Source organism: Burkholderia sp. BDU5, assembly GCF_001522845.1.
Classification (GTDB): domain Bacteria; phylum Pseudomonadota; class Gammaproteobacteria; order Burkholderiales; family Burkholderiaceae; genus Burkholderia; species Burkholderia mayonis.
The window spans coordinates 1-13,536 of sequence record NZ_LOWC01000029.1 but is presented as its reverse complement, the minus strand read 5'-3'; the positions used below and the strand labels follow the sequence as shown (position 1 = coordinate 13,536).

The 13,536-nt window shown below is 64.4% G+C and carries 10 protein-coding genes and 2 pseudogenes; 6 read left to right on the top strand and 6 right to left on the bottom strand.

Annotation, left to right across the window (positions count from 1 at the left end; genetic code table 11):
* Positions 1-8 precede the first annotated feature (8 nt).
* From WS69_RS05475 to WS69_RS05465, 4 genes are all read left to right on the top strand, one after another.
* Positions 9-446, top strand: coding sequence for a hypothetical protein (locus WS69_RS05475; RefSeq protein WP_059469785.1), 438 nt, complete (start codon positions 9-11; stop codon positions 444-446).
* Between the two features lie 332 nt (positions 447-778).
* The gene (locus WS69_RS05470; protein WP_059469784.1) at positions 779-2,137 is read left to right on the top strand and encodes an aspartate aminotransferase family protein; all 1,359 of its coding nucleotides are present in this window, start codon (positions 779-781) and stop codon (positions 2,135-2,137) included.
* Positions 2,134-2,628 (top strand): hypothetical protein, encoded by a 495-nt coding sequence (locus tag WS69_RS32985; protein ID WP_156437953.1) that lies wholly within the window; start codon positions 2,134-2,136, stop codon positions 2,626-2,628. The genes WS69_RS05470 and WS69_RS32985 overlap by 4 nt, the downstream gene beginning before the upstream one ends.
* 173 nt (positions 2,629-2,801) lie before the next feature.
* The gene (locus WS69_RS05465; RefSeq protein ID WP_059469903.1) at positions 2,802-3,227 is read left to right on the top strand and encodes a transcriptional regulator; all 426 of its coding nucleotides are present in this window, start codon (positions 2,802-2,804) and stop codon (positions 3,225-3,227) included.
* A 133-nt stretch (positions 3,228-3,360) separates the two neighbouring features.
* On the opposite strand, the gene WS69_RS05460 is transcribed toward WS69_RS05465, so the two are convergent.
* The 4 genes and pseudogenes from WS69_RS05460 to WS69_RS05440 form a co-directional block, all read right to left on the bottom strand.
* Positions 3,361-3,567, bottom strand: a complete 207-nt coding sequence (locus WS69_RS05460; RefSeq protein ID WP_059469902.1) for a YbdD/YjiX family protein — start codon at positions 3,565-3,567, stop codon at positions 3,361-3,363.
* Between the two features lie 10 nt (positions 3,568-3,577).
* Positions 3,578-5,656: a carbon starvation CstA family protein gene (locus WS69_RS05455; protein WP_059469783.1), complete on the bottom strand. Its 2,079-nt coding sequence runs from the start codon at positions 5,654-5,656 to the stop codon at positions 3,578-3,580.
* A gap of 287 nt (positions 5,657-5,943) precedes the next feature.
* Positions 5,944-6,973: pseudogene (locus WS69_RS05450) on the bottom strand (alpha/beta hydrolase).
* A 280-nt stretch (positions 6,974-7,253) separates the two neighbouring features.
* Complete coding sequence (locus WS69_RS05440; RefSeq protein ID WP_059469781.1) at positions 7,254-8,762, bottom strand: M81 family metallopeptidase; 1,509 nt, start codon at positions 8,760-8,762, stop codon at positions 7,254-7,256.
* Positions 8,763-8,920: 158 nt separating this feature from the next.
* On the opposite strand from WS69_RS05440, the gene WS69_RS05435 reads away from it, so the two are divergent.
* Entirely contained in the window at positions 8,921-9,892 is a 972-nt protein-coding gene (locus tag WS69_RS05435) for a LysR family transcriptional regulator (RefSeq protein ID WP_059469780.1), read from the top strand.
* Positions 9,893-10,306: 414 nt separating this feature from the next.
* Positions 10,307-11,701 (top strand): amidase, encoded by a 1,395-nt coding sequence (locus tag WS69_RS05430; RefSeq protein WP_059469779.1) that lies wholly within the window; start codon positions 10,307-10,309, stop codon positions 11,699-11,701.
* Positions 11,702-11,913: 212 nt separating this feature from the next.
* On the opposite strand, the pseudogene WS69_RS32980 reads toward WS69_RS05430, so the two are convergent.
* Together WS69_RS32980 and WS69_RS05420 are read right to left on the bottom strand one after the other, a co-directional pair.
* Positions 11,914-12,595 (bottom strand): annotated as a pseudogene (locus WS69_RS32980) (transposase); the annotation flags it as partial.
* 119 nt (positions 12,596-12,714) lie between these two features.
* Positions 12,715-13,023, bottom strand: coding sequence for an H-NS histone family protein (locus tag WS69_RS05420; protein ID WP_059469901.1), 309 nt, complete (start codon positions 13,021-13,023; stop codon positions 12,715-12,717).
* Positions 13,024-13,536 lie beyond the last annotated feature (513 nt).

Below are 13,536 nucleotides of genomic sequence, written 5' to 3'. Positions count from 1 at the left end.
GAATTGCCATGAATCTCGATCCGCAGGATTTCGTCGTACACGACGTCAGCCGGTTTCCGATGTGCGTGTTCCGCGCGAGCGCCGCGACGCCCGGCTACGCGCTGCAATGGGAGAAGGAAATCGACGCGCTGATGCGCCACGGCGCGCCGTTCGTCGTCGTGTACGCATCGCTCGAAGCCGGCGAGAGCCACGATGACCGCAAGCACCGCGCGATGTGGCTCAAGCAGAACAAGACCGAGCTCGGCGTGGTGTGCAAGGCGCTCATCAGCGTCGAGCCCGATCCTGCTCGGCGCGCGGCGGTCGCCGACCAGGGGAAGACTGCCGTCAAGGCGTTCGGGATTCCGCACGAGGCCGTTGCGACGCTCGACGAGGCGACGGCGCTCGCGGCACGGCTCACGCGCATGAGCGACACGACCGGCGTCGCGACGCACGCACGACAGACGTGATGCGCGCGGCGGCGATCCGGGCGGAGGTTGCGACGCTCGGCCGGCGTCGACGGCGCGAGCGCGCGCCGGCTGCACGCCGCCGACGCATGCCGGCGTCGACGCCGCACTGACGCATCCGGCATCCGTCCGCCCGGCATTGGCGTTTCTCGTCGCGCTTGTCATTGTCGCCGCCATTCGCCCGAAGCCGGCGAAAATGCGACGCGCGTCGGCGTTCGCCGACCCCACCCGCACCCGCCCAACCCCATCCCGCCCGGATCGACCAACCCGAACGAATATGCGAAGCTTTCGTCAATGTTTCGCGATTCCATTTCCCCCCGCACTAGGAGCCAAACTTGGAGATCCGCCACGGAGTCAGCCTGGCGCGCGCCCGCACGCTCCTCGCACGCGAACGCGACGCCTTCGAACGGGCGATGCCGAAGTCGCGCGCACGCTCCGCCGAAGCGGCGCAACACCTGCTGTTCGGCGTGCCGCTGCACTGGATGCGCGACTGGTCGACGCCATTCCCGCTGCATGTCGATCACGCGCGCGGCGCGCATTTCACCGACATCGACGGTCATCGCTACGTCGACTTCTGCCTCGGCGACACGGGCGCGATGTTCGGCCACGCGCCCGAGCCCGTCGCGCGCGCGCTCGCCGAGCAGGCGACGCGCGGCTACACGACGATGCTGCCGGGCGAGGATGCCGCGTGGGTCGGCGCGGAGCTCGCGCGCCGCTTCCGGCTGCCGTACTGGCAGTTCGCGCTGAGCGCGAGCGATGCGAACCGCTTCGTGCTGCGCTGGGCGCGTGCGGCGACGAGCCGCAAGCACATCGTCGTCTTCAACGGCTGCTATCACGGCACCGTCGACGACATATTCGTCGATCTCGTCGACGGAAAGCCGGTGCAGCGCGACAGCCTGCTCGGCCAGGCGCACGATCTGCTCGCGTACACGCGCGTCGTCGAATTCAACGATCTTGCTGCGCTCGAAGCCGCGCTGGAGGACGGCGACGTCGCGTGCGTGCTCGCCGAGCCGGCGATGACGAACATCGGCATGGTGCTGCCCGATCCCGACTACTGGCGCGCAGCCCGCGAGCTGACGCGCCGCTACGGCACGCTGCTCGCGATCGACGAAACCCACACGATCAGCAGCGGCCCCGGCGGCTATGCGGCCGCGCACGGGCTCGAGCCGGATCTGCTCGTCGTCGGCAAGCCGATCGGCGGCGGCGTGCCGTGCGCGGTGTACGGCTTCAGCGCGTCGTTCGCCGAGCGCGCGCAGCATGCGAAGGCGAGCGCGCCGCCTGGCCACTCCGGGATCGGCACGACGCTGACCGCGAACATGCTCGCGATGCGCGCGATCCGCGCGACGCTCGCCGGCGTGATGACGGACGCCGCCTACGCGCACATGTTCGATCTCGCCGAGCGGCTCGCGGCCGGCCTCGAACACGTGATCGCGCGACGCGGGCTGCCGTGGTGCGTGACGCGGATCGGCGCGCGCACCGAATTCCAGTTCGCGCCGACGCCGCCGCGCAATGGCACGGACGCCGGGAAGCAGCTCGACAGCGAACTCGAGCACATCGTGCATTTGTATCTGCTGAACCGCGGCGTGCTGATCACGCCGTTCCACAACATGATGCTGGTGTGCCCGGAAACGACGAAGGACGACGTCGATCGGCTAATCGCGGCGTTCGACGCGTGCGTCGGCGAGATGACTTGAGCGGCGTTGCGCGAGTGGCGCGTGCGTGCGCGTTGCGGGAACGCGCACCGGACATGCGTTGCGTCGCGATCGGCCGACTCGGCGGCCGTCCGGCGGACGGGCATCGAGGTGCGCGTCGGCGTGCGACGATCAAGCCGCCGTTGCGCGGGCCGTTCTTGCCGCAGACCGGTCACTCCACGGCGGCGCGCGGCCGCATGTACACGCGTCGCAAACGCCCTGCCTCCCGGCAACGAAGCCACGCAAGCAATCCGCTGCCACAAACACTCGCCACATTGTTGCGTGGCCCCTTCGAGGCTGGCAACTATGGCAAGATCGGCAATTCGATTCCGAATCCGCGTCGGAACGTGCGAAAGCCGCGCCGACAGCGATCAATACGCGCGGTGCGGTCGCGCAATGCCGTAGAAAAATGGGGCGGTATAAAACGAGATGCCGGTTTGCGCGAACGCCTAAACGGCGCATCGATTATCTCGCGTGAGTTAATTAAAACCTGACACTCGAAAACACAACACGCCTCAAAAAAGAATAAACACCATTCAAACAAACAATCTGGTGACAAAAAAACACCTGGACGACCTTTCAGCGCCAAGCCAAATTTACCTTATATTAGATATTAATATCTTATTTGGTTGTCCGCATCGAGGGTATGCAGCCGCACAATGCGGCCATGCCGACGCTCGAAGAAAAAGCGGCGTTCGCAGAACGCCTCAAATTCGCCTTGAAGCGCAATCCGGAGAAAATCCCCGGTGCGACCGCCCTCGCGCTGCACTTCAACCTGCGGCATCGCGGCGCGTTGCCGATTTCGCCGCAGACCGCGCACAAATGGCTGACGGGCCGCACGATCCCGACGCCGGACAAGTTGCGCACGCTCGCCGACTGGCTGCGCGTCGACCTGCATTGGCTCCATTACGGCCCGCCGCCCGGCGCGCCCGGCAGCAAGACGTCGGAACCGCTGCGGCGCAACGAGAAATACGCGCCGACGCCGGAAACGATCGAACTCGCGTCGAAAATCGAGGCGCTGTCGCCGCATCAGCGTTATTTGATGCAGGAATTGATCGAGCATTTTTACGGCGATCCGCCGAAACGCCGCTGAGCGGCCGCAGCCGTGCGTCTCGATCGATTCGGTTCCGCAAAGCAAAACCGCAAAAAAGCGCCACGGCCTACGCCATGACGCTTTTCCTTTATCGGGGAAATCGCGAAAGCACTACCGCCCGCGAGCTATGCCGTCAGCAGCACTTCCCCGCCCCCGAACCGTACCGCGCGTTCTGCCGTTCGCGGAAAAACGCCTCGTACGACATCACCGGACGATCGGGATGCGTCGCGCGCATGTGCGCGACGTAGCCGTCGTAATCGGGCAGGCCGACCATCAGCCGCAACGCCTGCCCCAGATAACGGCCCGCCGTGCGCAATTCGCCGCCGAGATCGGAGAACATCGCAACCTCCTTATCGCCCGCTGCCGAGCGCTGGCGCGGCCGGCATCGGCTCATACGGCGTCTCGCGCGACGTCGGATGCTCGACGCGCCGCGCGCGCACGACCGCAATCACGCCGTACACCGCGATGCTCACGACGACGAGTATGAAGAGCCCCGCGAGCGCCGCGTCGACGTAGTCGTTGAAGATGATCCGCTGCATCTGCGCGAGCGACTTCGCGGGCGCGAGCACCTTGCCTTCGGCCGCGGCCGCCTGCAGCTTCGCCGCGTGCGCGAGGAAGCCGACCTTCGGATTCGTGTCGAACACCTTCTGCCAGCCGGCCGTCAGCGTGCAGATCAGCAGCCACGCGGTCGGCGCGATCGTCACCCACGCATAGCGTTCGCGCTTCATCTTGAACAGCACGACCGTGCCGAGCACGAGCGCGATCGCGGCGAGCATCTGGTTCGAGATGCCAAACAGCGGCCACAGCGTGTTGATGCCGCCGAGCGGGTCGACCACGCCCTGATACAGGAAGTAGCCCCACGCGGCGACGCAGAGCGCCGTCGCGATCAGGTTCGCGGGCAGCGATTCGGTGCGCTTCAACGCCGGATGGAACGTGCCGAGCAGATCCTGCAGCATGAAGCGGCCCGCGCGCGTGCCCGCGTCGACCGCGGTCAGGATGAAGAGCGCTTCGAACAGGATCGCGAAGTGATACCAGAACGCCATCATCGCCTGGCCGCCGATCACCTGATGCAGGATCTGCGCCATGCCGACCGCGAGCGTCGGCGCGCCGCCAGCGCGTGCAATGATCGTCGTCTCGCCGACCGCCTTCGCGGTTTCGGTCAGCATGTCGGGCGTCAGCATGAAGCCCCATTGCGTGACGGTCTGCGCGACCGCCTCCGGCGTCGCGCCGAGCACGGCCGCGGGCGCGTTCATCGCGAAGTAGACGCCCGGCTCGATTACGCACGCGGCGACGAGCGCCATGATCGCGACGAACGATTCCATCAGCATCGCGCCGTAACCGATGAAGCGCGCGTTGGTTTCGTTGTCGAGCAGCTTCGGCGTCGTGCCCGACGCGATCAGCGAATGGAAGCCCGACACCGCGCCGCACGCGATCGTGATGAACAGGAACGGGAACAGATTGCCCGACCACACCGGGCCCGTGCCGTCGACGAACCTCGTCAGCGCCGGCATTTTCAGCTCGGGCGCGACGATCAGGATGCCGATCGCAAGACCGACGATCGTGCCGATCTTCAGGAACGTCGACAGGTAATCGCGCGGCGCGAGCAGCAGCCACACCGGCAACACCGATGCGACGAAGCCGTAGCCGATCAGAATCCACGTGAGCTCCGTGCCGCTGAACGTGAACCACGCGGCGAGCGCCGGCGAATCGTGCACGTGCTGGCCGTACGCGATCGACGCCATCAGCAGTACGAAGCCGATGATCGACACTTCGCCGATCCGGCCGGGCCGGATGTAGCGCGTGTAGACGCCCATGAAGAGCGCGATCGGAATCGTCGCGGCGACGGTGAACGTGCCCCACGGCGAGTTCGTCAGCGCCTTCACGACGATCAGCGCGAGCACCGCGAGGATGATCACCATGATCAGGAACGCACCGAACAGCGCGATCACGCCGGGCACCGTGCCGAGCTCCATCTTGACGAGATCGCCGAGCGAACGGCCGTCGCGGCGCGTCGAGATGAACAGCACGATGAAATCCTGCACCGCGCCTGCGAACACGACGCCCGCGAGAATCCACAGCATCCCCGGCGTGTAGCCCATCTGCGCGGCGAGCACGGGGCCGACGAGCGGCCCGGCGCCGGCGATCGCGGCGAAGTGATGGCCGAACAGCACATACTTGTTGGTCGGCACGTAGTCGAGGCCGTCGTTGAACTTGACGGCGGGCGTCATCCGCAGGCCATCGAGCTGGACGACCTTGCTCGCGATGAAACGGCTGTAGAAACGGTACGCGATCAAATACACGCAAACGGCGGCGATCACGATCCACAGCGCGCTGACCCGCTCGCCGTGCGCAAGCGCGATCGTGCCGAACGCGAACGCGCCGAGCAGCGCGACTGCAATCCAGAGCAGATAACTGGAAGCCCGATTCATGGCGTCTCCTGTCTATTTTTCGAAATATGCGCGGCGGGCGGCCGCGCGCAACGACGGCAAGCGTCACGCTCCGTCGGGACGTAGCGATGGGGCCATATTGTTCGCCTTCGGAACAAACCTAACAAGCGCATGACTACGTACGGCGGCTACGTAGCATTGCGTACGGGTTTGCGAGGGGGCGAGCGCCGTTCGATTCATCAGAATATAAAGCCGAACGGCGACAAAGAAAACCGCCCGCGCACGGACGCGCTACGACGCGAACCGCGTGAAGATGAAATCGCGGTCCTTCACCCGGGCCTGATGGCAGGCGAAGCGGGTCCAATGCCGCCCGCGACGTCGCGATGCAGATACTTGCCGGTGAACTTCTTCGCGTAAGCGGCGGGCTCAGGGTGCGGCGCGCCATTGGCGTCGGCTTCGAGCGTGATCGTCGGCACCGAGATCGCCGGCGCGGCCGCGAGACGCTTCTCGAGCGCGTCGTATCGACGCGCGCCCTGCGCGAGCCCCAGACGCCATCGGTAATTGCGGATGACGACCGCCACGTGATCCGGATTTCGAAACGACTGCGCGAAGCGTTCGTACGTCGCGTCGTCGAATTGCCACTTCGACGACGCGAGCCGCCAGATCAGCCGGTTGAAATCGTCGCGGTTCGCTGCATACCCGGCCGCGCCACGCTCGGTCGTGAAGTAAAACTGATACCACCATGCAAGCTCGGCTTTCGGCGGCAACGGCTTGCGGTTCGCCTCCTGGCTGCCGATCAGATAGCCGCTCACCGATACGAGCGCCTTGCATCGCTGCGGCCGCAACGCCGCGACGATGGCCGCCGTGCGCGCCCCAGTCGAAGCCGCCGAGCACGGCCTGATCGATCTTCAGCGCATCCATCAGCGCGACGACGGCGGCGGCGATGACCGCCTGCTGGCCGTTGCGCGGCGTGCCGTCCGACAGGAAGCGCGTCGAGCCGTAACCGGCAGGTACGGCACGACGACGCGATAGCCGGTCGATGCGAGGAACGGCGCCACATCGACGAAGCTGTGAATGTCGTACGGCCATCCGTGCAGCAGGATAACGACCGGACCGTCCTTCGGCCCGGCTTGCGCGTAGCCGACGTTGAGCGGGCCGGCGGATCTGATCGATCGTGTCGAACGTCGCGGCGCTCGGGGTGTTCGGGGCGCTTGAAACGCCCATTGCGCCGTTCGCGCCCGTCGATCGCAGCGCGGACTGCGCGCGGGCGAGCCCGTCGAGACCGAGGTTCATCACGCTGACGCCCGCGAGCGCGGTTCCCATCAGCCGACGGCGCCGGACGTTTATCGCATTGGACATGATCAGTCCTCCTTCAAGGTTGCCGGAACATGCCGAATCGCACGCGGCGGCAAAATGCGCGGCGCATGGCGCGCCGCGTAAACAGGCGATCGATCGGCATTGCGCGGCATCGCCCGGTCTCCCGGAACGAAGCAATGCATCGAATCGACGGACTGCGAACCATCGGCGTCACCGGACACGCGGGCCGCGCCCGCATTCGCGGAACGGCAGGCGCGAACCGGGCCGACAGGCGAACGTCGCGCGCGCCGGTGACGTGCAATCGAATGGAAGCAGAAACGAACTAACGCATCGCCGCGCGAAACGCCGCGAAGGTCTGCCCGTTCGGCCGGAGGCGAATGTTCGGATCGAGGCGCGTCCACGCGAGGTCTGCGGGATCGGCGGCCATCGGCCCCGGTGCTTTCGCGACGAGGATCGCCTCGGCGATCGCTTCGAAGTCCGCACGAAAATGAACCGAGCTCTTGTTCACGACGATCCGCATCCGCTCGGGCTCGATGCCCGCGACACGGAACTGGTTGCGCTCGAAGGTCTGCATCTTGTTCGTGCTCACCGCGATCCTGACGCCGTCGATGCGCAGGCAGGCCACCGCACCGAGATCGCCGCGCGCGCCGTTGAACATCGGGCCGTCGAAACGAAAACACCCGTCGGACAGATGCTCGACCTCGAAATCGGCCGCGAGCGGCGCATCGTCGCGCACGCCAGAGCGGCCGCCGAGGCGCAGGCGGATGCGCGCGCCGACGCCCGCGCGGTGCGCGGCGGCCGCGGCGTCGGGATCCCAGATCACGCCCACCGCCGCGTCCGTCGCCGCGTGGCGAAGCAGCGCCCGCACCATGCCCATCGTGTCGGCGTCGCCACCCGCGCCGGGGTTGTCCTGCGTGTCGGCGATGACGATGGGCTTCGTCGCGCCGCGGCTCAGGCGAATCGCTTCGGCTGCTGCGGCGTCGGTCATCAGGAACGGCACGCTCCAGCGCGCTTCGTCGTCGACGAGTTTCGCACACAGCGCGTCGACCGCGCGCTCGGCCGCATCGCCGTCGAACGCGTGCGCCCACACCGTGGGCCCGCATTCCGGAAAATCGGCTGCCGGAAAGCCCGGAGCGAACGACATCGATACGACGCCATCCTTTTCGAGTTGCGCGAGCAATCGATACGCGCCGCATGCAGGCTCCGCGTGCGTGCACATGGCGTTGATCGGGATCAGGAACGGCAGCCGGCGCATCGCGCAATGCAGCGGCCGGCGCTCGGACACGATTCGCTCAAGCACCTGCGCGGCGCGCTCGCCGGTTGCCGCCATGTCGACGTGAGGATAGGTGCGATACGCGACGAGCGCGCTCGCGTGCGCGGCCATCCGCGCGGTGACGTTCGCGTGCAGATCGAGCGACGCGACGATCGGCATCCGGCCGCCGACGATCCGCCGCACGCGCGCGAGGATCTCGCCTTCGCCGTCGTCGTGCTGCTCGGTGACCATCGCGCCGTGCAGGTCGAGATAGATCGCGTCGAACCCGCCCGCCTCGACCGCGGCGACGATCTCGCCGCCAATCCGCTCGAACGCGTCGGCCGTGACGTGCGCGGACGGGCACGCGCCCGCCCAGATCGCGGGCAGCAGCACGTGTCCGCTCGCCTGAGCGGCCCGGATGAAGCCGCCGACCGGAACGTTGACGTCGCGCAGCGACAGCACGTCCGCGCCGCGCGCCAGCGGCGGAAAGCCTTCGCCGCGAACGAAGCTCTGATACGACGCCCGCGTCGGCGCGAACGTATTGGTCTCGTGCTGGAAGCCTGCAATCAGAATGTTCATTTCGCTTTTCCGTATGGAAGACGGCATCTCGTGCTTGCCTTCGTCGGACGATCGCTGCATGGCGTTCATGTTGGCAGCGCGTGGCGCCACTGGCAAGAGCAACTCAGTTCACATATCGTTGACTCGTGAGCCACGACAGATCGACACGGGAGCCCCCGATGCGAGACATCGACCATCAGCGTCTCCGGTACTTTCATGGAGTGCTGACGCACGGCGCCATTCGCGGCGCAGCGGAGCACATCAACACGTCGCCGTCCGTCATCACGCGGCAGATCAGGCTGCTCGAGGAAGAGCTCGGCACCGCGCTGTTCGAGCGGCAGGCGCGCGGCGTGCGGCCGACGGAGGCCGCCGCGCATCTGCTCGAGTTCTGGCGGGGCTACCGGTCGCAACAGGAAAAGCTCGAAGACCAGCTTCACGCGCTGAAGGACCTTCAGCAGGGGCACGTCCGGATCGTCGTCAGCGAAGGCTTCGTCGACACGCTCGTCGACGACGTGCTGGCGCCGTTCTGCGCGACATACCCGAAGCTCGCGATCGGCGTGGACATGCTGGCGGTCGATTCGATTCTCGAAGAGGTCGCGCATAGCCGCGCACACATCGGGCTCGCGTACAATCCGCCGCCCCATCCGCAGATCGCGTATCGCGCGAGCTCGCCGCAGCCGGTCGTGCTGTTGCTGCGGCGCGATCACCCGCTCGCGCGGCGCAAGCGGCCGGCGACCATCGACGATCTTCGCGCGTACCCGCTCGCGCTGATGCCGCCGACGTTCGGCATCGGTCACGTGGTGAAGATGCTGGAGCTGGCCGAGAACGTCGCGATCCGGCCGACGTTGACGACGAATTCGCTGACGGCCTTGAAGCGCATCGTCACCGCGGAGAACTTCATCACGCTGATCGGCGAATTCGCCGCCTATCGGGAGATCGCGAACGGCGAGCTGACGACGGTGCCGATCGCGCATCCGCTATTCGAGGAGACGCATGCGAGAGTGCTCGTCAAGTCGGGACGGCCGCTCGCGCCCGGTCCGCTCGAATTGCTCAAATGGATCGAGACTCGGTTGGCGGTGTTTTCGGCGCCGGCTGCCGGCGGCGGCGATGGGAGACGAACGGGTCGACACGGCAAGCCTACGCCGACTTGACCAAAAACTTGTTGAATCAACGATGCCTGAAAATCTCTCGACGCGTCTGGTTGTATGATTGATTCTGATCGGCAATATATTCGGCGAATAACATCCTGCCAATATATCGCATGCTCACATTTAACCTTTCCAATAGTATCGATCCGTTCGATCATGATTGTTAAATCTCACACGGAATAGTGATAGATATCCAATAGCCGGCATCATATCCGCAGAATTTTTCAACCCAAATAAGCACCTGCGAAAGACGAGCAACTTCAACACGAATGCTTAAGAAATGCGGTAGCATGCTTGAGAGTATTCGTCGATCCGATTTGCAACCCAAGATCGCGCCAAATGAATCGAGCGACCCGCCAACTCATCCTCCTCAATGTAATTTATAAATCCCCCTGTATAAATAGAATTAATATCATCATGGAAATCGCACACTTAGGCCTGACCGAGATCTCGTCGATGCTGAAGAGCCGACTACTTTCCGCGACTGAGCTTACGCGGACCATGCTCTCGCGTATCGACGCGCTCGACCCATTCCTGCACGCATACATCCAGGTGACGTCAGCTTCGGCGCTCACCGAGGCTGACCGCGCCGACCAGGAAATCGCGCGGGGAATCAATCGCGGACCGTTGCATGGCGTGCCCATCGCCGTGAAAGACATCTTCGACATGAAAGGCGTTCCAACAACGGCCGGCATGCGTATTCACGCCGATGCCGTCGCAACAGAAGACGCCACAGTCATCCGGCGTCTGCGCGAGGCGGGCGCTGTGATTCTTGGCAAGCTGGCTATGACGGAAGGCGCTTATGCCGAGCATCGGCCGCCTTTTCCGACGCCACGCAACCCCTGGCATGCGGGCCATTGGCCGGGGGCATCGTCGAGTGGCAGCGCGGTTGCCGTATCTGCCGGCCTTTGTTACGCGTCGCTCGCGTCCGAAACTGGCGGCTCGATCCGCCTGCCCGCCGCGGCCAACGGCGTCACGGGCATCAAGCCGACATGGGGCCGCGTATCCCGCCATCGAACATTCGAGCTGGCCTCGACGCTTGACCACGTCGGCGTGATCGCACGCTCGGCCGCCGATGCTGCGGCCGTCCTTCAGACCGTCGCCGGCACGGACCCTGCCGATCCCACTACGTCGACCCGGCCCGTGCCTCAATTCCCCGTCGAACCTTGCCGCCACATCGAAGGCGTTCGACTCGGCGTTGACACGACGTGGCTCGGCGCGCGCCTTGACAATGCGACGTCTGCGGCCATATCCGATGCCATTGCGACACTCTCCGACCTTGGCGCCACGATCGTCGAGATTGCCCTGCCAAGCGTCGAGGAGATGATCTGGGACTGGTTTCCGGTTTGCGCGGTGCAAACGGCGGTCGCGCATGAAGTAACCTACCCATCCCGCAGCAATGAATACGGTCCGAGTCTCGCCGCACTGATCGAGCAAGGGCGCGCGCTGTCGGGCACCCAGTACCAGCGACTGTTGCTGCGCCGTCGGGGGTTCCGTAGAAGGCTGCTCGCGCTGTTTGATCGAGTCGATGTCGTGGCGCTGCCCGTATTGCCCGCCGGTGTGCCCACGATTGAGCGCATGTCGAAAATCGACGACGAGCTTATTGCCGACATCCACCGTTTCACGTGCCCGTTCAATATGGCGAGCGTGCCGTCGGTGGTCTTGCCGTGTGGAATCTCCGCTAACAATATGCCTCTTGTTTTCCAGTTGATCGGCGCGCCCTTTACTGAAGCGGCATTGGTGAACGCGTCCATTGCATACCAATCGGCGACCAGCTGGCATGCAAATCATCCCGTCGACGTGGCGTATTAATGGCATTCTCAATGCGGATCCACAAAAGATTTTGACGAAGTGCACACTCATCAAAATGTAGCGTCGCTCGCTCGGGTAGTTTTCTGAGATTTTTAAGTGAAACGTCCGAGGCAATCATGCCGCCGATTTGATCGCAGGCAGCGTCCTGAAGTATGCGTCATCCGGCGTCTGATCCGCCGGGCTCGAATGGGACCGTTTCCGGTTGTACAGCTTATCGGAATGTAAGTTTTGTCCGGTGCCCACGCCTGATTGGTTCGGTCGATCTTCATACCGCGCAGCAGGTACGACCAGATCTTGTGCTCTGCATTGCGATGGCGCGTGTCCGGCCTGCAGCACAGCGCTTCCACGCCCGCGCGCTTCATCAGCATGCGCACGCGCCGACTGCCGACCTCATGGCGCTCGCGGCGCAAGAGACGCACCGGCGTCCGCGCGCCGGCAAACGGACTCCATGTGCGGCTCGTCGATCCGCCGCATCAACAACTGATCCGCCTCGCTCACCGGCCGCGGCCGGCAATATACGCTCGATCTCGCGATGCCGACGAGCCGGGCCTGCTGCGAAACAGGCAGCGCACGCGTATGGCCGATCATCGCTTTGCGCTCAGCAATCCCGCCTTGGTGAGCGCACCTTCTAAAAAAACTTTCTCCAGCGACTACTGCCCCGATTTTCGCGTGCAACGCCTTCAGATCTACCGGCGGCTCATTCGCGGACGTGCCGGCTGCACCGAACACGTCCGCCGCCCACTCTTGCAGCTGCCGTTTCCATTCTGTGATCTGGTTCGGATGTACATCGAACTGCTGCGCCAATTCGGCCAGTGTCCGCTCACATTTGATCGTTGCCAGTACAACTTTTGCTTTGAACGCCGCCGAATGCGTCCGCCGGTTTCTCTTCGTCATCCTCTGGGTTCCCTCACCCGCATTATCGCTGGCTCAGGCCCCGGGCGTTCCACTTATCCGGCTGTCCGAATTTGCGCAGCCATTTCTGCGGCCCGAAATTCGCGCCGAGGCCCAGTGGCTTACGGCGTCGGCCGATCGACGAGGAAATCATCGCGCGACGGACCGGCAAGCCATTTCGGCACTCGGCCTCGGCCGCTCCACGTCTGTCCCGTCATCGGGTTTCGATATTTTGGGGGGAGCGGGCCACGTCTCCTTTCGGGCGAACGCAATCTCGTCCACGTCGGGAAAATCTGCTCAGGTCGGATCTCATATCTCAACACTGCCTCTCGAATATCCGACAGGACCGTTGAAATCTCTCGCTGCCTGGCTGCTTCGGCTTCCTTATTGAGTGCATCGAGTTTCACCTTCAGTTCTTCATAGGTTGCCACGGTCAATCTCCAATAGGCAGTCGTCCCGGCATGCGCACTCGTCGCGAGACGCACTGGCCGAGCAATTCCGGGCGGACGGCTCCGGTCCGCACGATAGGAATAAAAAGGCGATCGTCGAGACCGACGATCGCAAAACCGCCTGCTCCGAGGCAGATCGGAGAGCAGCAGGCGGTGACCTACGCAAGCGATGTGGTTATGAATCGCTTACACGGTACGGGCGAACGCCCAGACGTGAGTGCATCTGGAGTGGAGAATCGAAATCTCGCTGAACCGGCGGTCGCGAAGCGACGGCGCTCGACGCACTTGGTGTGAACGGTCCATGAGCACTGCTCTATTTCGTCGGGACAGCGTGATCGCGCAACGAAGCGCCCTTGTCGAAGATCGGACACGTTGGGTGGATCGCTTGTGCTCATAGGTAATCGTCACCGTTGTGAACTGTCGCGGACAAATAGAAATGTCCGGTTTTGTAGCAAATGAAATGTCCGCATGTTGGCGGGGGCGGCAAGCCGGCGT